This window comes from Streptomyces sp. NPDC047042 (assembly GCF_040644035.1).
Lineage (GTDB): Bacteria > Actinomycetota > Actinomycetes > Streptomycetales > Streptomycetaceae > Streptomyces.
The window spans coordinates 69,780-91,295 of the sequence record NZ_JBEYVP010000026.1; the positions used below are offsets into that span (position 1 = coordinate 69,780).

The window sequence follows — 21,516 nt, forward strand, 5'->3', positions numbered from 1 at the left end:
CCGGAGCGGCACTGCCCCTCCGGAGGCATTGACCCGCGTTCCGGTCCGTGCCCCCCGTCCCGGCACACCCGGCCCGGCCAACCGTCCCGGCCGTCCCGGCCCCCGGTCCGGCCCCCCGGTCCGGCCAACCGGTCCGGCCAACCGGTCCGGCCAACCGGTCCGGCCCCCCGGTCCGGCCAACCGGCCCGGCCGCTCACCACCCATCCATCTGTTCTGGAGGCCCGCATGTCGCCTGTCACCCACGACGAGTGGCTCCGCCGAGCCAAGGCGCCGACGGTGCACGGCGCACACCACATCGACGGCCGGGACGAACCCGGCGGCGGCGCCACCTTCGCCGTCGTCTCGCCACGCGACGGCCAGGTGCTGACCGAGGTGGCCGACGGCGGACCCGCCGAGGTCGACGCCGCCGTGGCCGCCGCCCGCCGGGCCTTTGACACCGGGCCCTGGCCGCACCTGGCACCCGCCGACCGGGGCCGGGTACTGCTGCGTCTGGCCGAACTCCTCGAAGAGCAACGCGAGTCGCTCGCCCTGACAGTGACCCTGGAGATGGGCAAGCCGATCACGGACGCGCACGACATCGAGCTTCGCGCCGCCATCAACACCTTCCGCTGGTACGGGCAGTTGGCGGACAAACTCACCGACGAGTCCCCGCACACCGCCCCCGACGCGCTCGCCCTCGTCACCCGCGAACCGGCCGGCGTCGTCGGCGCGGTCGTCCCCTGGAACTTCCCCCTCACACTGGCGAGTTGGAAGATCGCCCCGGCTCTCGCCGCAGGCTGCACCGTCGTACTGAAGCCGTCGGAGAACTCCCCGCTGTCGGCTCTCCTCCTCGGCAGGCTCGGCACCGAGGCCGGGCTGCCCCCGGGAGTCCTCAACGTCGTCGCCGGGGACGGACCGGGCGCCGGACGCGCGCTCGGACTCCATCCCGATGTCGACGTACTGGCGTTCACCGGCTCCACGGCGGTCGGCCGGCACTTCCTTCACTACTCCGCCGACTCCAACCTCAAGCGCGTCTGGCTGGAGCTGGGCGGCAAGTCGCCCAACATCGTCCTTCCCGACGCCCCCGATCTGGAGAAGGCCGCCACCACCGCCGCCTGGGGCATCTTCTTCAACCAGGGCGAGATGTGCACCGCTCCCTCGCGGCTCCTGGTCCACTCCTCCGTCGCCGAGCAGGTCACCGAGTCGATCGTCCGCCGCGCGCGTGAACTGCGCGTCGGTGACCCCCTCGACCCGGCCACCGAGATGGGCGCACTGGTCGGGGAGGCCCACCTGGGCCGCGTACTCGACCACATCAAAACGGGCCGGGAGGAAGGCGCCCAACTGCGCACCGGGGGCACACGTGTCCTGGAGAGCACCGGCGGCACCTACCTGGCCCCCACGGTCTTCGACCAGGTCGGCCCGGACTCGCGCCTCGCCCGCGAGGAGATCTTCGGCCCGGTCCTGTCCGTCCTCACCTTCGATGACGTCGACGAGGCGATACGGCTGGCCAACGCCACCGAGTACGGCCTCGCCGCCGGTCTGTGGACCTCCGACCTGACCACGGCCCACCGGGTCTCACGGGCGCTGAAGGCCGGCACGGTCTGGGTCAACTGCTACGAGGAGGGCGACCTGACCGTCCCCTTCGGCGGAGTGAAGCAGTCCGGCAACGGCCGCGACAAGTCCGCACACGCCCTCGAGAAGTACACCGACCTCAAGACCACCTGGATCCAGCTGTGACCGCCGCCTCCGCCCGCCCTCTCATCGCCGTCCCGGCGCGCTTCGCCGCGTCCACGTCCGCGCTGCGGTACGCCGCCGAGGTGAACGCCCGCGCCCTGATCGAGGCCGTCTGGCGGGCGGGCGGCGAACCGGCGACCATCCACCCCGCGGACTGCACCGACACCGAGACGGCCGCCCGCCTCGCCCGTTTCGACGGCATCCTGCTCCCCGGCGGCGGCGACCTCGCCCCGCACCGCTACGGCGCCGCCCACACTCACGACTCGGTGTACGACGTCGACGACCTCCAGGACTCCTTCGACCTCCAAGTCGCCCGCGCCGCCCTGCAGTCGGGCGTCCCGCTGCTCGCGATCTGCCGAGGCCTGCAGGTCGTCAATGTCGCCCTGGGCGGCACACTGCAGCAGGACATGGGCGGACCGGAGCGCGAACACCGGCACGTCGTACACCCGGTGACGATCCGTCAGGACTCGCTACTGTCTCGGGTGGTCGGCGCGGAGAAGAGCGAGGTGTCCTGCTACCACCACCAGCGCGTCGACCGCCCGGGCACCGGCCTGGTGGTCACCGCGACAGCGGTGGACGGCACGATCGAGGCACTCGAACTCCCGCATACGAAGGGCTGGTTCGCGGCTGTGCAGTGGCACCCCGAGGACACGGCACACGAGGGTCCCGCCCAACAGGCCTTGTTCGACGCGCTGGTGGCGGCGGCCCGGGTGAGCTGAACAGAGCCCCGCGGCCCCGTAGGGGGCGGGACCGGCGTCCGTACCTGGCTGCGCTTCCACGGCGAGGCGGCCCATGTACGCAGGGTTCCGGTCTGCTGGCCGTGCTGCTCGCAGGCGCCGTGACCGTGCTGGACACCCCCCGCCAGGTGGCGCCGGTTGACCCGCAGGTCGCCCATGACCATCACCCACCAGTAGGAGGCCACAGACATCGAGGCCTCCTGCCCGCTCAGCGGAGTGTGCCGCGTACCTCAAGACGCGCGAAAAGCGGCGAGATGGCGGAGACTGAAAGGGACAAAGAGGCGATGCCTGAGGACCGGTTTTCCCAGGCGCCGTGTCGCCCCCGTCCGTTCTTCTCCTTCCTCGCCCCGGCTTGCTTCGGCTCATGACATCCGCTGCGCGATTTTTCTGGCAATGCCTGACCGCCGTGCTGGTGAGCATCGCGATTGGGTGGGCCCCGACGACGTTCTGGGTGCCGGCCGCGGTGGCGAAGCAGGAGCTGATCACACTCAGCCCGTCCGAGGGGGCGCCGGGGACCACCGTTCAGGTCGGTTTCAAGAGCTGCACCGACGACTCGGACGCGCCTCCTTCGGTGAACATGTTCCACCCGCCGACGGCTCGGACGGCCCCGGCCATTCTGACCGCCGTTATCACCCTGATCACCTGGGACGAGCGCCGTATCGGCTCCGGCGCCACGTTCGATGTGCCGGACAAGGCCACTCCGGGCGATCACGAGGTGTACGTGAGGTGCAGCAACGATCGCTACGGCTACGCGACGTTCACGGTCACACCGACCCATGAAGCGCGTCAGGACATCACGCTGGATCCCGCCAGTGGCCCTTCGGGAACGACTGTCACGGTCGAAGGTATCGGCTTCAACTGCTCAGCGGTGAGTGTGTCGTGGGACGACGGCAGCACGCTCATAGCCGGGGCAACGCCCTCCAGCGAGGGAGACATCGCAGAGAAATTCGACGTACCGAAGGATGCATCCGAGACGACGCACGCCGTACGGGCCGCGTGCACGGACAACCCCGACAGGTACTACGCCGACGCCGATTTCACGGTGACGGACAGGGAAACGAACGGCACCACCAACAACGGTGACCCGAACAACGGCGGAGCAGAGAACGGTGGAACGGACAACGGTGGAACGGACAACGGTGGAACGGACAACGGCGGAGCGGACAACGGTGGAACGGACAACGGTGGAACGGACAACGGCGGGACAGAGAATGGCGGGACAGAGAATGGCGGAACGGACGGAGAGACGAACGGGACCGGCAGCGGCACGACCGGCGAGACCGACTCGGGGACCGTCGGCGGGATCGGGGACGGTGGCGGGGGCACAGCGATCCCCATCGGATGGGTGGTCGGGCCTTCCGTCTTCGCGGCCGTACTGCTCCTGGCCCTTCTGTTCTCCCTGGTGAACCACCGCCAACGCGGACCGCGCTGGGTTCGCGACCACATCGGCACGGCGCTGCGCTTCGGGTCCGGAACGGTCGAACTGCGCGAGCGGCGTGACGGCGGTTCGGTGAACCGCACCGTACGACTCGAACCCCACCCGGACCCGGGCGACCAGCGTTTCCACTGAAGACCTACTGAAAACCTCTGTCGAGGTGAAGCCATGACCACGACCGCTCCGGCGGAACCGTTCACGGTCCGCGCCTTCCTGCTCGGCCCGGAGTGCCCCGACACTGCCGACGCCCTCGCCGGCCCGCTCCACGGCGGCGGCGCGGTCAGGGGGCTGCTCCACGGTACGCGTCCCCTGACACCCGCGGCCGACCAAGCCGTCGAACACGAACTGGCGGGCTCCATCGACTCCTTCCTCTCCCTCGACATCTTCGACGTGGCGGCGGGCGGCTGGCGCAGACACGCCGCCCTCACCGACGCCGCGCACCGCACCCGGGCCACTCCGGGCAGCGAGGAGGTGGTCGCGCTGGCGAGCCACGAGATCACGTCCAACCACCGCCCCTACATCGACGTCTTCCTGGACGGCGTCAAGGTCGGCGCCCTCGACGTCTGGCTCGACCTTCTCTTCCGGATCAACGGGTTCGTCACCGTCGTACGCGACGCCCACATAGTCGCCGTACGCAGCGGGCAGTGTGTGCTGGAGGCCCGTCTCACCGTCCAGCAGATCCTGCTGGCGGAGCGGCAGGGCCGACTGGACCTCCCCTGCATCTGGCACCTGCACACCCCGCTGCCCCTGCTACGGGACCAGCCTCCGCCACCACCTCCGCCAGCCCCGTCGTCATCCGTGCAGCCGACCCAGGTTCTCCAACGGCCCCAGCGCATCCACGGCCCCCATCCGGGGCCCTGAGCCGCCGGCCGCCGCATCAGGGACAGATCGGAAACGGGTGGGCGCGCCGCGGGGCTCGGTCAGGTTCCCTGCAACCGGTCGGGCCGCCGAAGAAGGGTCCCTCCGGCAGATCGCTCACGCCCGCTCGAAGACCACCCGCCCGTCGAACACCGTGAGATCCACCTCGACGTCGGTGATGTCGTGCGGGTCAAGACCCAGCAGCGGCCGGTCCAGCACGCACAGATCCGCCACCTTGCCCGCCTCGATCGTGCCCTTCCAGTCCTCCGCGAAGTCCTGCCAGGCCGGCGTCGCCGTGTAGGCGCGCAGCGCCTCGGCGAGGGTCACGCACTGCTCGGGCCCGCTGGCCCGCCCGCTCGCCTTCGACTCGCGCAGCAGCATCGCGGCCACGCCCTGCCGCCAGTCCGGCTTGGTGACCGGCGCGTCGGAACTCGCGCACACCCGCACCCCGGCCTCGATCGCCGACCGCACCGGCCACTGGTACGCCGACCGCACGGGTCCCACGACCTCGTCCATCAGATCGGAGATGGTCCACTTGATGGCGGGGTTCATATTGACCCCGTACCCGTGCGCCGCCAGTTTCGCCAGGCTCTCCCGCCCGATGAAGTCACCGTGGATGACGTAGTGCCGGGCGTCGGCGCGGGGCGCGGCAGCCTCGGCGTCGACGAACGCGTCCACGACGGTGTCGATCGCCCGGTCCCCGGTGACGTGCACGCCGAGCTGGAAACCGGCCTCGTGCGCGACCTGGATCATCTCCCGCAACTCGTCCACCTGGAGGTCGGGCGTGGACCCGTGCACGCACAGCGCGCCGTGGCCGCCCTCGGGATACGGGTCGGTCATCCAGGCCGTACGGTTCGGCGGCACCCCGTCGGCGAAGATCTTGACGCCGATCGCGTTGAGCCGCCGGGGGTCGGCGGACTCCGGCCGACGCAGCTCGGCCAGCCCCTTGCGTACGTCGTCGGCGGAGCCGCCCATCGGGGCGGGCAGCAGCAACACGCTGATCCTGGCGTCCAGTTCACCTTCCACGGCCAGTTCGGCGTACGCGGTCCAGTTCTCGGTGCTCAGCCCGCCGGAGAAGGTGCCGGCACCGCCCGGCCCGAGCCCGGGCTCGGTGTAACTGGTGATCCCCCGGGAGTGCAGCTCTTCGATCACCCCCTGGATGGCCCGGCGCCGCTCGGCGACGCCGGGGGAGGGCAGCCCGGACTGCACGAGCCCCTGCGCGGCCTCGCGCAGGATGCCGGTGGGCTGCCCGTCCGAACCGAGGTCGATGACACCGCCGCCCGGCGCCGCACTCTCCGCGTCGATCCCGCAGGCGCGCAGGGCCGCGCTGTTCAGCCACGCCATGTGCGCGGAGAAGTCGGTCAGACAGACGGGGTGGTCCGGTGCGACCTCGTCCAGATCCCGTCGGTGCGGAAACCGCTGCGGCTCGGCGAGACACTCCGCCAGATACCCGGGGTCCCACCCCAGCCCGACCACCCATTCCCCGGGCCGCGCATTGTGAACCGCCCGCTCCACGGCGTCGGCGATGTCGGAGATCGACCCGACGGTGGGGTGGCCGACGTCGATGGCGAAGGGCGGCTTCGTCATCCCGTACGCGGCTCCGTGCAAGTGCGAGTCGTTGATGCCGGGTAGCACGGTACGGCCGTCGAGTTCGACGACGTGGGTGTCCGGGCCGGCGAGGGCGCGCACCTCGGCGTCGGTCCCGACGGCGACGATGTCCCGGCCGCGCACGGCGACGCCTTCCGCCACGGTGAAGTCGCGGTCGACGGTGAGGATTTGACCGCCGGTCAGGATGAGAGTGGGAGAGCTGTCGCTCACGCGGAGACCTCTTTCGTGCAGTTCACGGTGTTGATGGTGTTCACAGGCGTAGGGGTGTTGACGGGCGTCACGGCAGGAGGGGTGTGAACGCTGGCGTCGGCTGCAGGGGTGTTAACCGCGTTCACGGTCGTAGTAGGGGTGTGGGTGGTGGTGCCGACCGCAATGGTGTTGACCGTGTTGTCCTCCGCAGAGCGCAGTGGTGTTGACCGGGGTGTCGGCCGCAACCGTGTTAACCGGGGTGTCGGCCTGACCTGTTGACCGTGGTGCCGGCCATAACGGTGTTGACGGTGACGACGGTTTAGCGGTGTTGACCGGGTTCACAGCCGACCGGCCGGCAGGCCGTCAGCCGGGTTCACCGACCCACCCTCCCCGACCCGGGCGCGAAGTGCGCGAGCGCCGCTCCCGCCACCAGCGCGGTCCCCTGTGCCATCTGCTGCCAGAAGGTGGGCACGTCGAGCAGGGTCAGCCCGTTCTGCAGGCTGCCGAGGAACAGCACGCCGAGCAGCACTCCGAGGACCGACCCCGATCCACCGCTGAGCGCGACCCCGCCCAGCAGCACGGCGGTGAGCACGGTCAGTTCGAAGCCGGCCCCAGAGGTCCCCCCGACCGCGCTGTCCAGCACGGACGCCTTGATGGCCCCGGCGAGCGCGGCGGCGACGCCGGTGACGACGAAGAGGGCGAAGGGTGTACGCCGGATGCTGATCCCCGACAGATACGCGGCCTCCCGGTTGACCCCGATCGCGAAGACATGCCGCCCGGCCGGTGTGAACGCCAGGAACAGGGCGCCCGCGACCAGTACGACCGCCGCGATGACGACCGGCGCCGCGATCCCGGCGATCCGCGACCCGCCCAGCCATGCGAACCCCGAGCCGAACCCGCTGAGCGGCAACGGGAAGAGCTGCTGTGCGAGCCCGCGTACGGCGGTCAGCATGCCCAGCGTCACGATGAACGCTGACAGCCCGAAGTAGCAGCACAGCACCCCGTTCACCGCCCCGATCGCCGCCCCGGCGGCCAGCCCGCCCAGCACGGCGACCACCGGTGACTGCCCCTGCCCGGCGAGCCAGCCGGCGACCAACCCGCCGAGGGCGAGTGTCGAACCGACCGACAGATCGAGATACCCGCTGATCACCAGGAGCGCCAGAGGCACGGCCACGATGGCGAGGGTTGCCGCGTCGGTGGCGATCCCGCGCAGATTGGCCGGGTCGAGGAAGCTGCCCGTCGACAGCTGGAAGACCAGCACCATCACGGCCAGCACCAGGATCAGCGGATGCCGCCGCACGGTACCGAGACCGCCCGCGGCGAGGGCGCGCGGGCGCACGAGGACGGAGTCGGCGGTGGTCATACTGCTCCTTCGGCGGTGACGGACTGCTGGTGTGCGGGTGGGGCGTCGCAGGTCTCCGAGTTCTCGGAGGCCGCAGAGGTCTCGGAGGTCTCGGAGGTCTCGGGGGATGCCGAGGGGTCGTGGACGGCCGACAGCAGGGCCTCCTCCGTGAGTTCCGCCCCGGACAGCTCACCGACGACCCGGCCCCCGGCTACGACCAGGCACCGGTCGGCGAGCTCGACGATCTCCTCCGGGTCACTGGACGCGAACAGGACGGCGGTGCCGCGGTCGTCGGCGAGGGAGCGTACGACCCGGTAGATCTCCTGCCGGGCGCCTACGTCGACGCCCTGGGTCGGCTCGTCCAGGAGCAGCGCGCGGATGTCCCTGGTGTCGTTGATCCACCGGCCGAGGACCAGCTTCTGCTGGTTGCCGCCGGAGAACGAGGCTGCCGGCAGCCGGGGGCTTGCCGGCCGCAGGCCGACCGCGCCGGCCAGCGTGTCGAACACCCGCCGCTCGCTGCCGAGTGCCCGTACGCCGTACCGGGACAGCGGGCGCACTGCCGGAAGCAGCGCGTTGTCCCGGGCGCTCAGCGTCGGGAACAGCCCCTGTCTGCGCCGGTCCGCCGGTACGAGGGCGATCCCGGCGGCCAGCGCGTCGCCGGGCCGGGTGGCCCTGACGGTACGGTCACCGACCCGCACGGTTCCGCCGGACGCGCGGCGCCTGCCGTACAGGGTCTCCAGGATGCGGGTTCGGCCGGAGCCGATGAGCCCGTACAGCCCGACGCGTTCACCGCTGCCCACGGTGAGGGTGACCGGGCCGAAGCCCGGACCGCGCAGGCCGTCCAGGATCAGTCCACCGTCGGGTGAGCCCACACCCCGCGCCACTGGAGCAGCGGGGGAGACCGTGGCACGGGGTGTGGTGTCGGTGCCGGAACCACGGGCCGGCGCCTCGGCGCCGCTCAGCCTGTGTCCCTCGGATACGCCGATCGGCGGCTCCTCGGCGGGCGCGTCGACCGGCTGGTGCCCGGCGGCTACGTCGACCGCCCGGTCCCCGGCGGACACCTCGACCGACCGATCGCCAACGGGCCTGCTGGCCGTCGGGTTCGCGCCGGGCACGGAGGTTGTCCGGTTCCCGGCGGATGCGCCGGTCGTGCGGTTCCCGCCGGGCCTGCTGCCCGTCGGGTTCGCGCCGGGCACGCTGGTCGTCCGGTCCCCGACCGGCCCGTCGGCCGTCCGGCTCCCGACAGCCGGCTCGGCCGGCTCGGCCGGGCGTCCGGCGATTGCGGTGACCAGGTCGCGTCGGCTCTGGCCCGCGCCCACCGCGTGGTGGGCGACCCGGCCGTCCCGCAGAACGGTGACCGCGTCCGCGAGTCGTTCCACCTCCGCGAGCAGATGGGTGACGTACACGACGGCCAGTCCCTGGGTGCGCAGGTCCTCGACCCGTTCGGCCAGGGCGTCGCTCTCGGCGGTGGACAGGGCGGCGGTCGGCTCGTCGAGGACCAGGACCGAGGCGCTGCGGCTCAGCGCCTTGGCGATCTCCACCAACTGCCGCTGTCCCATGGGGAGTTCACCCACCCGGTCGCGGGGTGAGCAGGTCGCCGCCACCCGTTCCAGGAGGCCGGCGGCCACCTCCTCCTGGGCGCGGCGGTCGATCCGGCCGTACCGGGTCCACTCCTGGCCGAGGAAAATGTTCTCGGAGACGGTGAGCGCGTCGACCACGCTCAGCGTCTGGAAGATGATCGCCACGCCCGCCGTGATCGACTCACGGGGACTCAGCCGCTCGTACGCCCGCCCGCCGACCTCGATCGTGCCCGCGTCCGGCGGGAACGCGCCGCCGAGGCACTTGATGAGCGTGGACTTGCCGGCGCCGTTGTGCCCGAGCAGGGCGTGGACCTGTCCCATCGGCACGGTCAGGTCCACGCCGTCCAGGGCCCGGACTCCGCCGAAGGACTTGGTCAGTCCACGGATCCGGAGGCTCACCTCGGTCATGACCGCTCTCCTAGCCGTTCTGGGCGAGCAGCGCGTCGATCTTCGCGGTGTCGCGGGGGCCGACGAGCGCGATCGGTACGTCCACGCCCGGGTTGGCCTTGCCCGCGGCGACCGCGAGGGGCACGTCCACGATGGCGTTGGCGATGTCCTGCGGGGCGAGGGCGGCCGAGGCGCGGTAGAAGGTGCCCTGCTTGATCGCGAGGAGCGAGGGCGCCGCGCCGTCCTGGCCGCCGACGAACGTCTTCGCGTCGTCCTTCGCCCGGCCCGTCTGCTCCAGCGCCTTGTACCCGCCGTACGCCGACGCGTCCGTGACCCCGAGCAGCAGATTGAGGTCGGGATGCTTGGCCAGGATCGCCTTGGTCTTCGTCAGGCCCGTGTCCGGGTCGATGGCCTGCTCCTGGGCGACCACGTCGACGCCCGGCGCCATTTTGGTGAAGGCGTCGACCATGCCCTTGGTTCGCTCGCGGCCGAGTTCGATCGTGCTGTCGGTGAGGAAGGCGATCTTGCCCCTGCCGCCCAGGTTCTCCAGCGCCCACTTGGCCGCCGCCTCACCGAGCAGGGTCCCGCCCTCCCGGAAGCTGAACCGGATGTCGGCGCTCTGGTGCTCCAGTGTGCCGCCGTACGTCACCCAGATCAGGCCGGCGTCCAGCGCGGCCTTGGCGATCGGCTCGGCGGCCTCGAAGACCATCGGGAACGACACGATCGCGGGCGTCTTGCGGGCGACCCAGGTGTTGAGGTTGGTCGCCTGGGTGTCGGCGCTGCTGCCGTCGCTGGTCGTCAGCAGCGAGGCCCCGTGCTTCTTGGCGGCGGCCGTGGAGAGCTTCACCAGCGTTGCGTAGAGCGGGAGTTGGGTGAACGGGTAGTCCAGCCCGATCTTCGTCAAGGGCTCGCGCGGCCCCTTGTCGGCGGTGGCCTTCTGCCCCGACGACGCCGTGTCGTCGCCGGGCGCCGCACAGCCGGCGGCGGCAAGGGCGAGAGCCGTACCGGACCAGGCGAGGAACTGTCTGCGCGAGGCCGCGGAACCGGCGAACGGGGATGTGGTCATGGCGGTGCTCTCCCAGGGGATGTGCCCAGCACGGGGTGGGCTGCGAGGGGGACGACAACGGGCGGGTTCCACAAGGACCGGCCGTGTCGAACAGGAAAGACCCCCGCGCCCCGCCGCACCATCCGTACAAATACCGACCGCCGAAGGCCGACCGCCGAAGCCGACCGCCGAAGGCCGAATGCCGGCCGCCGACCGCCGAAGCCGACCGCCGAATGCCGACCGCCGAAAACCGAAGGCCGGCCGCCGAATGCCGGCCGCGTCCGCACCCGCCCGGCTCCGGTGGCCGGACGGGGCACCGGGTCCGTTACATCGGGGCGGATGTCTTGCCCGGCACGGGGTGCGGCCCTAGCGTTAGGGGCCAAACGAATTGGCTCCTGGATGACTCCCGGGCCCTCCCGGAGGCGCGCATGCTCAGCCACCACCAGATCGCGGCGGCCACCCGCATCGGCATGCTCACGCGCGAGCGCGACACCGTGTCGGCCTGCGCCCAGGCCCTTGCCGAGCTCTGTCACGCCCTGCCCCTAGACATGGCGACCCTGCTGTCCATCGACCCGCTGACCGGTGAGCACGTCCAGGTCGCCGGGATCGGCTACACCGCCGAGAACTCGCAGGCGATGGCCGCCGAGTTCGTCGACACGCCCTGGTACCGCAACGTCGTCCGGCAGGATGTGCCGCCCTCGATCTCCGAGGACGCCGACGACCCCGGCCAGCGCTTCAGGCACGGCTGGTTCTACGCCGAGCGGGTCCGCCCGGCCGGCCTGCGCGACGCCATGACGGGAGCGCTGCGGCACGACGGACGCCTCGTCGGTCTGATCAACCTCTCCACCCGCACCCCGGACGCCTATGACACCGAGGCCCGCCACCTCCTCGCCTCCGTCATCCCCGCCCTCGGAGCACTCGTCGACCCCACCGCGCACACCGGCGATCTGCACGGACTGCCCTCCGAGGGCGCGGCGAGCCTCGTCGCCGAGGGCGGCACCGTCGGCCTGCCGGGACGGGAGCGCGCCCGGGTGGCGGCGGACGAGGAGTTCCGCCCGCTGCTGCGCGCCTTCGCCGAGACGGGCGGCCGACGACTGCGGCTGCTGTGGCCGCTCGACGGCACCTGGTACCGCGTCTCCCTGCACCGGCACACGACAGCACCGGGGCTGACCGGCCCGGCATCGGCGGTGCTCGTCCACGAGACGCCCACCGAACTGCCGTACGGGCTCAGCCCGCGTGAGCTGGAGGTACTCACCCGCGCCGCCATCGGGCAGACCAACCAGGCCATCGCCCAGGCGCTGTTCCTGTCCCCGCGAACCGTGCACAGCCACATCGAGCATCTGCTCCGCAAGACCGGCGCCGCCTCCCGCGCCGAGGCCACCGCGCTCGCCGTCCGGGACGGGCTGCTGCGTCCGACGCCGGACCATCTGGGCCGCTTCGTCGAGCGCGGCGGCGACGCCGGGGCCGTCGACGGACACCGCGCTCCGCGCAAGCCGCGCCCTTCGTACTGAACCCAACTACCCCTGACCGCGTATCACTTCACGGAGCCGCCGCGTCGCCGTACGCGGGCCGTGTGCGGCCCCGCGCATTCGTACGCAGGGATAGGGAAGGGGAGCAGAGTGTCGACACCGCCCACCCCGGGCCGGCCGGAAGGCCGCCGACCCCTGGAGCCGACGCGCGTGGTGCGCCGTCGCCGCACCGAGGCACTGGCACAGCTCATGCGGGAGCACGAGGAGGCGATGGCCGAAATCCCGGAGGGCTACGAGTCCGTGCCCCTGCCCCGGCCCGAGCCCAGGCCCAGGCCCAGGCCCAAGTCCAGGCCCGAGCCTCGGCCGGCTCCCGGCGCCGATGACTCGACGCAGGAGTTGCCGCCCGTCTCCCGCCGCCGACAGGGCGAACGGACGCGGCGGGCCGACGGTGGCTTCGGGTTCGGCCCCAACCTCCGCCGCGTCGCCGTGGTGGTCGCCGTCGGTGCGGCCGCCCTGGTGGGCTTCGGTTCGGCCCTGCTGCTCCCGGGCAGCGCCGAGGGCGAGGAGGTCCGGCCGTCACCCCCGACCGCCCCGGCCGTGGTGCCCACCCCGTCGGCGTCGGCACCGGCCTCGGTCGACCCGGACGGTGCCGGCACGCTGCGGGAGGGGGACAGCGGCCCCGAGGTGACCGAGCTGCAGCAACGTCTGCTGCGCATCCCCGACGTCTACGCCCACGGCGCCACGACCGGCAGTTACGACACGAGCCTCACCGAGGCGGTGGCCCGCTTCCAGCTCTGGTACGGCATCCGCGGCGACGAGACCGGCGTCTACGGCGACGACACACGCAGGGACCTGGAGTCCCGTACGGGGTCCTGAACGCCCTCGCGACAGGCGGACCGGAGAGGATCGGAAGGACCGGGGAGGATCGGAAGGACCGGGGAGGACCGGGGAGGACGGAAGGGACCGGCAGGGCCGCTCAGCGAGCGGCGTGGGTGTCGACCAGGGCCTGGGTGACCGCGCGGATGCTGCGGGCGATGTGCTGGAGCTGGAGCACCTCGGCGGCGTACATCTTGATCGTGTGTTCGATGACCGACTCGCTCAGACCGAGACCGGGCAGGTCGGCGCGGGCCGTCTGGAGGGCGGTGCGGGCGACCCGGATCTCGTGCTGGACCTGGATGTGCGCGTGTCGGGCCAGCAGGACGGGGTGGCGGATCAGCGTCGGGTAGCCCGCGTAGCGCGTCGGCACCAGCTCGCGCAGCCACTTGACCGCCGAGCGCTCCCAGTCGTAGCTGCCGGGGATCTTGACCTGACAGGGCCAGTCCGGGCCGGTCCGGGTGGTCGTCGTGGTCATCGTGCTCATGGTCATCGCTCCGGGAGTGCGGCGTCGACAGGGTGGTGCGACAGGATTCAGCGGCCCCGGCCTAGGGGATGGCCGGGGCCGCAACGGGCGTTCGCGCAGGCGACACCCGTCCGGACACCCGAGCGCCGACGCGGGTAGGAGACGGCGGCAGCGGATGCGCGGGGCGTGTGGAACGAGTCCCGGAGTCCCGTCGGGACGCGATCCGTGAGCAGTATTTATATATGCCGTCCGGTTTGCAAGAAGTATGAAAAAATTCATGCACAAAACGGGATATTCAGTCCCTTAGGAAGAACTGATGCAGGTCGGCGCTCTGCTCGTACTCCTCCAGACGCCCCTGCGTACGCTCCGGATCCGCGTCCGTCATGGCCTGGAGCAGCGCCGCCGACAGCACGGCGGGCCCGGCGTACGAGTCGAACACCAGGCGGGAACCGGTACCGACGGCGAAGATGATGTCGGCCTCGTCGGCCAGGGGACCGAGGGCCAGGTCGGTGATCAGGGCCACCCGCAGTCCGGCCCGCCGGGCGACCCGCACCGCCGTGAGCGTCTCCTGCGCGTGCCGGGGCATCGAGAACGCCAGTACCCAGGTGCCCCCGGCCTCCCGCGACTGGAGGAGCGCGTCGTAGGCGACACTGCCGCCCCGGGTCACCAGCCGGACGTCGGGGTGGATGCGGCGGGCGGCGTAGGCGAAGTACTCGGCCAGCGACCCGGAGATCCGCAGGCCGAGCACGGTCAGCGGGGTCGAGCGCGACAGGCTCCGGCCGACCTCGATCACCCGGTCGGGGTCGGCGAAGTCCCGCCGCAGGTTCTCCAGGTTCGCGATCTCGGCGTCCACCGCCGCCTGGAGTTCGTTGCTCCGGTTCTCCTCCGCCGCGCCCGGGGCGCTCGCGAGGGTGCTGAGCGCGATGGCCTGGAGCCGCTCACGCAGGGCCGGGTAGCCGCTGAAACCGACGGCCGCCGCGAACCGGGTCACGGACGGCTGGCTCACTCCCACCCGGTCGGCCAGATCGGTGATCGACAGGAACGCGGCCTCGGTGATGTGTTCGATCAGATACTGCGCGATGCGCCGCTGCCCGGGGGAGAGCCGGGGCCCGTCGAACAGTTCCCGCAGCCGGGAGGCCGGCGCGGCTTCGACCTCAGGGGCGGTCTTCCCCGAAGTGATCGCGGACGCCTGGGCGCGAGCCTGCTGCGGCGATGGCACCGATGTGCCTCGTTCGTCTCCCACAGCGACTCAACATAGCTCACCCTTCACCGGCGGAAGATCGTGATCGAGTGGCCGACCTCGTCGACCTCCCGGCTGCTGTGGATCAGCCGCGCCAGCCGCCCCCCCCGTGCCTTGACGATCGACGAGTCCGACACCACCAGTAGTCCGTGCACCTTCCGTTCGGGCCGGTGGCGCGGATCGGACGCGTGGATCCCGTAGTACGACGGCACTCCGCTGCCCTTGTAGACCAGCCAGACCCGCTGCCCCGCGTACCGGTCGTGCAGCCGGTCCGCGAGCCGCCCCAGGTCCTGGCCCCAGTCCACGTTGGAGTCGTGCAGCCACTCGTGCGTCTTCGTCGGTCCGCCGAACGCCTCGTTGGAGTAAGGGAGATAGAAGGGGAAGGCCCGCAGTGAACTGACGGCCACGAACGCCAACAGCCCCGCCGCCACGACCGGCACCCACCGTCGCCGCAGCGCGAGCACACCGACCGCGGCCACCGCCCCGAACATCGGCACGAAGATGGCGTACCGCACTCCCAGGTCCCGCTGCCCGTCCATCGCCGCCGCCAGCAGCACGGCCGTCGGAAGCAGCAAGTAAGGCGCGGCGGACCTGAGTTGACGAATCGTCAAAAACGCTGCCGTACCCGCCATCCACAGCACCAGCATGCCGAGCGGGGTCTTCACCAGGAGGGCGGCGGGCAGGTAGTACCAGAGGGAACCCTCGTAGCGCCGCCCGAAGAGGAAGCCCTCCCAGTGCGCGTTCTCCAGGCCGAACTGCAGCCGTACACCGTCCCGGTAGGCCTCCGGGAAGGGCAGCAGACCGGCCAGCAACCCCCGTGGCCCGTGCACGGCCGGTACCTCGCCGGGAGACGGTGTCCAGCGCAGTTGGGGATCGACGGCAAGATAGGTGGCCCATACGACGGCCACCGCGACCACCGCCACCAACGCCGAGCCGGCGACGGCCCGCGCGAGCAACCTGGGGCGGGTACCCGAAGCAGCCGCGTGGTGGGTACCCGAAGCCGCCGCGCGCCCAGGGCGCCACACCGAAAGGCCCGCCAACAGGAGCAGTACCGGAACGGCGGCGAGGGTGTTCATCTTCGTGGCCAGGGCCGCCCCGAGGGCCGCTCCGGCGAGCGGAAGGCAGAGCCGGGGCCGCCACCGGGCCCGCCACAGCAGCCACACCGACGTCAGCACGAACCCGGCCGCCGGTACGTCGAGCGTGGCCAGCGATCCGTGCGCGACGACGTCGGGCGAGAACGCGTACAGGGCCAGCGCCCCCAACCCGCCCACCACACCCGCGAGTTCGCGGCCGAAGACGAACACCACCAGCCCGAACAGCAAGGTCAGCGCGATCACCGGCAGACGCGCCCACAGCATCAGACGCCAGGGGTCGTTGCCGGACTCGTAGAGCAGATGCCGGCCCACATGGCTCTGGTCGCCGTCGTAGCCCCGGTCGAAGTGCGGGCCGGCCACGGCCACTCCGGCGGCGATGATCAGCTTGCCCAGCGGAGGGTGCTCGGGGTTGAGCCGCAGGCTGTGCTCGTGGAGATAGACGGCCGCCGTGCCGACGTACACGGGCTCGTCGATGGTGGGCGTCTGCTCCACCGCCGTCGTGATCATCGCGACGGCCATCTGGAGGAGCAGCACGGCCACCGCGAGCGGGACCAGCAGGCGTCGGTGGTGTCCGAGACGGGCGAACTGCCGCGCACGTACGGTCGTGCGCGCCTGAGTGAGCACCTGCTCCGGAGCCTCGGCGCCGGGCGGGCTCCCCGCGTCGGGGGAAGGCGCGGGTTCGACAAGCGTGTGCCGGTCGCGTGTCATCGTCCGCCCCGGGGCGACGTCGACCGCGCGGTGGCGGGAGTGATCCGGAGCCGGGCCATGGCCCTACTCTCGCATCGGCTCCCGCCCCGCCCCGTGCATTACCGCTTCACGAGTCGCACCGACAGACCGTTCGCCGAGTACACGGGCACGGCGCGGATCGTGTCCGAGTTCACCTCGACACGGTCGAACCGGCCGCGCAGCGACGCGGCCCCGATGACCTCGACGACGCTGCCCACGGCCGGCGGGTTGTCGGCGTCGAGGGTCAGCGACAGTACGCTGCCCTTCGCCAGGAGCGCGCGCCGGGTCACCGTCACGACCTCCTTGCGGCGGCCCCTGCGCAGCGTGACCGCCAGCGTTCCGGACTGCTGCGCGTACGTGCCGTGCAGCTGGACCGGCTCGGTCACCCGCAGCGTCCCGCCCAGCACCCGGACGTCGCCGTGGCCCAGCGCGTGGGCGGAGGCGGAGACCAGCGTGCCCGCCTCGAGGTCCGTGCCGCCCGTGTAGCTGTTGTGCCCGGTCAGGGTGAGCGTGCCGGTGCCGGTCTTGGTCAGTCCGCCCCGGCCGTCGATGTCGTTGCGCCAGCTGTCGGCAGCGCCGAAGCCCCCGGCCGCGGCGTCGAGCGAGACGGTCACGTCGGACTCGAAGGAGCCGTAACCGTCCGCCGCGGCGAACAGGTTGAGCCGGCCCCACTGCTCGAAGCCGTCGAGCAGGACGTACCCGGCGGGCAGCGCGGTCGTGCGCAGCACCGCGCGCCGCTGTGCCGCGTCGAGGTAGGGCTGACGCGTCTCCAGCAGCACCTCCGCGCCCTTGGGCACGGTCAGCGCCTGGTCGCGGCCACGGCGGTTGAGGATGTAGGTGAGACGCGGCTCGACCGCGCACGCGTTCGCGGCCCGGTCGGCGTACGGGTCGGTGCCGGCGGGGGCCGAGTGCGCGTAGTCGTAGAGGGTGTCCGCCGTCGTGCCCGTCTGCGCCTGGAAGTAGGCGAGGGCCTGGGCGCGCGCCGCCGCCTTGAGGTCGGCGTTGGCCGGGTCGGAGAGGGCGGCGGCGGCCAGGGCGGTGGCCATGATGCGCCCGCCCAGCACGTCCGTGGGGGAGTGCATGCCCGACATGATCCGGGTGTGGCTCAGCTCGAAGGCGCGCGTCACGATCTCCTGGAAGCGCTCCGGTACCGCGTACGCGAACGCCAGTGCCGCCAGGTGGAAGGCGTTGGTGTGGCCGCTGGGGAAGCCGCCGTCCTCGGCCGCGTTCGTACCGCGCTGACGCAGCAGCTGCGTCACGACGACGACGTCCGACTCGTACACCGGGAAGCCGAGGGAGTCGGTCGCGCCCGTGGGGACGACCTCGCTGTCCGGGTTCAGGCGCCACGGACGCGGGTACTGGAAGGCGAACTTGGCGGGGTTGCCGGAGGCGAACGGGCCGCGCACGGTGTCGACCAGCTTCGCCACCTGACCGAGGTCCGAGGTGTACGACCCCGCGCCGAGGGCGGAGCCGGCCGGGGCGCCCGCCGGGACGGAGTCGCTGATCGTGGTCGGGGGCGTGGTGTCCGGCGCCGTCGTGATCGACGTGACCGCCTTGGCACCCGCCTTGTACAGGTCGGCCAGCGGACCCAGCGCGGCGATCATCGCGTAGCTCTGGTGCTGACGGTCGTAGACGAACGCCTCCTTGGCCTGGGCCTCGGTGCGGGCGCCGGTGACGCGGGCGCAGTAACGCACGTTGGCGCGCAGCACCTCGGGCTGCAGCGCTATGCCGGTGTTCCAGGCGTCGCCGGTCTTCCACACCTTGGCGAAGCCGTCGAGGACCCGGAGCACCGCGTTGGTCTCGGCCGTCTGGTTCGCCACGACGTTGGTCTTGTAGTCGTCGACGAACGCGAGGGGGGCCGTGGCCGTCGTCGCGTCCGCGGCGGGGCTCGTGGCCGCCTTCGCGTCCGCCGCGGCCAGCCATGACACAAAGGTCGGCGCGCCCAGCACTCCGGCCGACGCCCCCAGGGACATCCTGAGGAACCCACGGCGGTTCGGGGCGTGTTCACGGACCGACGCGGGGGAGTGCTGCCCGGCTGATGACGGCATGTGGCTGCCTCTCTGGAGTTCTACGGCCGTACGGCCAAGGAGGGATGCGAGTGACTGCGGCTCGTGGTGCGCTCGTGACGCGAGCGGTGAACGCGCTTTCCCGAGCATACGAGCGAAGATCTACGGGCGAGTTGTGTCCGGTCGGAGTTGGTCCGGCGACCGGCACATGTCAGACGAGTGAACGGGCCATCGCCAGTGCCCCTTCGACCGGCGCGACGTCGAGGTGCCTCGGCCGGGCGTGGGGCACGCGTTCGGCCAGGGACGCCACGAAGGCGTCGTACAGGACGGGTTGGGCGAGAACGGTACTGCCCGCCACCACGACGTCGTCGACCGGGACACCGCGCGCGGCGAGCCGGGCGACGAGCGCGGCGAGCGACCGGCCGCCTTCGGCGATCACCGTGCCGGCGAGCGACGAGCCCGCCTCGGCGGCGGCGAACACGGCCGGCGCGTGCCGGCCCCAGTCGGCGGACGGAGCAGTGGCGCTCTCCAACGCCCCGCCCAGCGCGGGCACTTCGGGAACCTGGAACGCGACGAGAAGTTCCTTGGTGAGTTCGTCGGGTTCTTCTCCCCGGTCGTGTGCGGCCCACACCGCGCGGACGGCCTCGCGGACGAGACCGGCGGAGCCGCCCTCGTCGCCGAGGAGCGCGCCCCAGCCGCCGACCTGGACGGGACTGCCGTCCTCGAGGCGGCCGACCGCGACGGAACCGGTGCCGGCGACAAGGCCGGCGCCCCGGTCCAGACCGACGGCGGGTACGAGCAGTTCGGCGTCGCCGACGATCCGGCACGGAACACCGAGACACGCCTCGAGCGCGGAGCGGATCTCCTCGCACTGACGGGGTGTCTCACAGCCGTGTCCGCCCATGGCGACGGCGGCCGGGCGCGAGCCCGCGGGCAGGGTGTCGGTGACCAGCGCGGCCAGCCAGCCGGCGGCGGCCACGGGGTCGTGCGGCCGCCAGCCGCTGCTCGGGCGGACGTGATCGGCGATCGACTCGTCCCCGGCGCGGGCGCGCAGGTGCGTCTTGGTGCCGCCCACGTCGATGCCCACGACGAGCGGGCGCGGGAAGGGGGAGTCCTGCACGGATCCTCTTTCGTCGTTGCGCTTGGCTGCGACGGTGGGCGAACCGTGCCTGGAGCAGGGAAAACCTGGGGAAGAGCTGATGTACGGAAGAGCTAGGGAAGCCCCGGGACGGGCCTCTGAGCGGGCACGGCAGGCGAGTACCGTGACATTCGTTAGGAAGTTAACTAACGAAGTACAGTGCGTGTCAAGAGGTATCGCGCACCCGACCGCGACGGCGCCCCGACCGGGCCGGAGACGCGGCGGGAAACCCGCGATACCAGGGCATCCCGTCGCCGCATCCCACGACTTCGAGCTTCCGGGGAGCGCGGCCCTCGACCTTGGGGAGACTGTGGAACACGACGTGGCGAAGGCCCCCCGTCTGACCGAGAGCGCGAGCGCCGTGTTCGCCGTGCTGGCCGGGGCGGGTACGGCCACCCGGCCGCAGCTCGCGAGTCTCGCGGGCCTGTCGAAGCCGACCGTCTCCTCCGCCGTGGCGGAACTGGAGAACGCCCGGCTCGCCGCCCACTCGGGCATCGCCTCCGGCGGTACGGGCCGTTCCGCCGCCGTATACGGACTCGGCCCCGCGGCCGGCGCCGTACTCGCCGTCGATCTCGGCCCCGCCCTGACCCGGGTGCGCGGCTGCGCCCTGGACGGCACCCTGCTCGCCGAGGCCACCGGCCCCCGCGAGGAGGGCGCCGACGTGGTGCGCGAAGCGCTGTCCGCGCTGCCCGCCGGCGCTCCGCTGCGCACCATCGTCGTGGCCGTCGGTGATGTCACCGCGCGCGCCGAGGAGGGCACCGTGCGGCCGGCGACCGCCAAGGCGGGACCCGTCTTCGACGCGGTCGCCGTGGCACTGCCGCCCGGCGTGCCCGTCCACCTCGAGAACAACGTCAACTGCGCCGCGCTCGCCGAGCTGCACGAGGGCGCGGCGCGCGGCCGGCACACCTTCGGCTATCTGCGGATCGGTGTCGGTATCGGTCTCGGCATCGTCGTGGGGGGCCATGTGCTGGCCGGCGCCAACGGGGCGGCCGGAGAGCTCGCCCGGCTGCCCTACCCCTGGGACGACGGCCTGGAGCCCCGCCAGGAGGCCCTGGAGGAGTACATCGGCGCCCGCTCGCTGCTGCGCAGGGCCGCCGAGGCGTGGCCGGAATCCGAGGGCGCGTGCCCCCGTACCGCCGACCAGCTCTTCTCGCTGGCCGGAGACGGCGGCGCCACGGCCCGTGCGATCGTCGACCGGCACGCGGTGGACGTGGGCCGGCTGGCCGCCGCGGTGACCGCCGTGCTGGACCCGGGGCTGCTCGTCCTGGGCGGCAGCACCGGAGCGTTTCCGCAGCTCCTGCCCGGTGTGCGGGCCGAGCTGGAGCGGCTGAGCTGGCCCACCGAGGTGGTCAGCAGCCAGGTCGGTGATCTCGGCACCGTCGTGGGTGCGGCACGGCTCGCCGTCGCCAGAGGAGTCCAAACCGTGACCCAGCCCGGGCGGTCCAAGGATTGACGGGTTCGGACTCGGTCTGCCAATGTCCGGACAAGCGCTTTCTAAGTCGGCCGGGACGCCGGCTTGGGGCGAGCCTCCCGCCCGTACACGACGTACGGCAACCGCACGAGGGCGTGCCCGTGCGGTGACGGCCAGGACGGCCGGGGATCCCGCCCCG

The 21,516-nt window shown here is 72.0% G+C and carries 16 protein-coding genes; 7 read left to right on the top strand and 9 right to left on the bottom strand.

All coding sequences use genetic code 11. The features are described 5' to 3' along the window. Window positions 1–225 precede the first annotated feature (225 nt). From ABZ855_RS28835 to ABZ855_RS28850, 4 genes are all read left to right on the top strand, one after another. On the top strand, window positions 226–1,716 hold the full coding sequence (locus ABZ855_RS28835; RefSeq protein ID WP_360811695.1) for an aldehyde dehydrogenase: 1,491 nt from the start codon (window positions 226–228) through the stop codon (window positions 1,714–1,716). Further along, window positions 1,713–2,432: a gamma-glutamyl-gamma-aminobutyrate hydrolase family protein gene (locus ABZ855_RS28840; protein ID WP_360811697.1), complete on the top strand. Its 720-nt coding sequence runs from the start codon at window positions 1,713–1,715 to the stop codon at window positions 2,430–2,432. Before ABZ855_RS28835 ends, ABZ855_RS28840 begins: the two co-directional genes overlap by 4 nt. A gap of 430 nt (window positions 2,433–2,862) precedes the next feature. Then, entirely contained in the window at window positions 2,863–4,020 is a 1,158-nt protein-coding gene (locus ABZ855_RS28845) for a hypothetical protein (protein WP_360811699.1), read from the top strand. Window positions 4,021–4,053: 33 nt separating this feature from the next. After that, window positions 4,054–4,746, top strand: a complete 693-nt coding sequence (locus ABZ855_RS28850) for a hypothetical protein (protein ID WP_360811701.1) — start codon at window positions 4,054–4,056, stop codon at window positions 4,744–4,746. Between the two features lie 114 nt (window positions 4,747–4,860). Here ABZ855_RS28850 and ABZ855_RS28855 read toward each other — a convergent pair whose 3' ends face one another. The 4 genes from ABZ855_RS28855 to ABZ855_RS28870 all read right to left on the bottom strand — a co-directional run bounded on the left by ABZ855_RS28855 (window position 4,861) and on the right by ABZ855_RS28870 (window position 10,915). After that, window positions 4,861–6,561 (bottom strand): amidohydrolase, encoded by a 1,701-nt coding sequence (locus ABZ855_RS28855; protein ID WP_360811703.1) that lies wholly within the window; start codon window positions 6,559–6,561, stop codon window positions 4,861–4,863. 352 nt (window positions 6,562–6,913) lie between these two features. Further along, entirely contained in the window at window positions 6,914–7,903 is a 990-nt protein-coding gene (locus ABZ855_RS28860; RefSeq protein ID WP_360811705.1) for an ABC transporter permease, read from the bottom strand. After that, complete coding sequence (locus ABZ855_RS28865; RefSeq protein WP_360811707.1) at window positions 7,900–9,870, bottom strand: sugar ABC transporter ATP-binding protein; 1,971 nt, start codon at window positions 9,868–9,870, stop codon at window positions 7,900–7,902. The genes ABZ855_RS28860 and ABZ855_RS28865 overlap by 4 nt, the downstream gene beginning before the upstream one ends. A 10-nt stretch (window positions 9,871–9,880) precedes the next feature. Next, window positions 9,881–10,915, bottom strand: a complete 1,035-nt coding sequence (locus ABZ855_RS28870; RefSeq protein ID WP_360811709.1) for a sugar ABC transporter substrate-binding protein — start codon at window positions 10,913–10,915, stop codon at window positions 9,881–9,883. Window positions 10,916–11,322: 407 nt separating this feature from the next. Here ABZ855_RS28870 and ABZ855_RS28875 point away from each other — a divergent pair, with 407 nt between their 5' ends. After that, window positions 11,323–12,405, top strand: coding sequence for a LuxR C-terminal-related transcriptional regulator (locus tag ABZ855_RS28875; protein ID WP_360811711.1), 1,083 nt, complete (start codon window positions 11,323–11,325; stop codon window positions 12,403–12,405). A 108-nt stretch (window positions 12,406–12,513) separates the two neighbouring features. Next, on the top strand, window positions 12,514–13,239 hold the full coding sequence (locus ABZ855_RS28880) for a peptidoglycan-binding domain-containing protein (protein WP_360811713.1): 726 nt from the start codon (window positions 12,514–12,516) through the stop codon (window positions 13,237–13,239). A 100-nt stretch (window positions 13,240–13,339) separates the two neighbouring features. Here the strand turns inward: ABZ855_RS28880 and ABZ855_RS28885 are convergent, their stop codons facing one another. The 5 genes from ABZ855_RS28885 to ABZ855_RS28905 all read right to left on the bottom strand — a co-directional run bounded on the left by ABZ855_RS28885 (window position 13,340) and on the right by ABZ855_RS28905 (window position 19,888). Next, window positions 13,340–13,714 carry a hypothetical protein gene (locus ABZ855_RS28885; protein ID WP_319210645.1) on the bottom strand — a complete coding sequence of 125 codons (375 nt, stop codon included), beginning with the start codon at window positions 13,712–13,714 and terminating at the stop codon, window positions 13,340–13,342. A gap of 283 nt (window positions 13,715–13,997) precedes the next feature. Then, a complete protein-coding gene (locus ABZ855_RS28890; protein ID WP_360811715.1) occupies window positions 13,998–14,921 on the bottom strand; it encodes a MurR/RpiR family transcriptional regulator in 924 nt (307 codons plus the stop codon). Window positions 14,922–14,968: 47 nt separating this feature from the next. Beyond that, window positions 14,969–16,744, bottom strand: coding sequence for a phospholipid carrier-dependent glycosyltransferase (locus tag ABZ855_RS28895; protein WP_360811717.1), 1,776 nt, complete (start codon window positions 16,742–16,744; stop codon window positions 14,969–14,971). A gap of 98 nt (window positions 16,745–16,842) precedes the next feature. Beyond that, window positions 16,843–18,810, bottom strand: coding sequence for a phosphatase PAP2 family protein (locus tag ABZ855_RS28900; RefSeq protein ID WP_360811719.1), 1,968 nt, complete (start codon window positions 18,808–18,810; stop codon window positions 16,843–16,845). 169 nt (window positions 18,811–18,979) lie between these two features. Beyond that, entirely contained in the window at window positions 18,980–19,888 is a 909-nt protein-coding gene (locus tag ABZ855_RS28905) for a BadF/BadG/BcrA/BcrD ATPase family protein (RefSeq protein ID WP_360811721.1), read from the bottom strand. 340 nt (window positions 19,889–20,228) lie between these two features. On the opposite strand from ABZ855_RS28905, the gene ABZ855_RS28910 reads away from it, so the two are divergent. Beyond that, entirely contained in the window at window positions 20,229–21,359 is a 1,131-nt protein-coding gene (locus tag ABZ855_RS28910) for an ROK family transcriptional regulator (protein WP_360811723.1), read from the top strand. The last annotated feature ends 157 nt before the right edge of the window (window positions 21,360–21,516 follow it).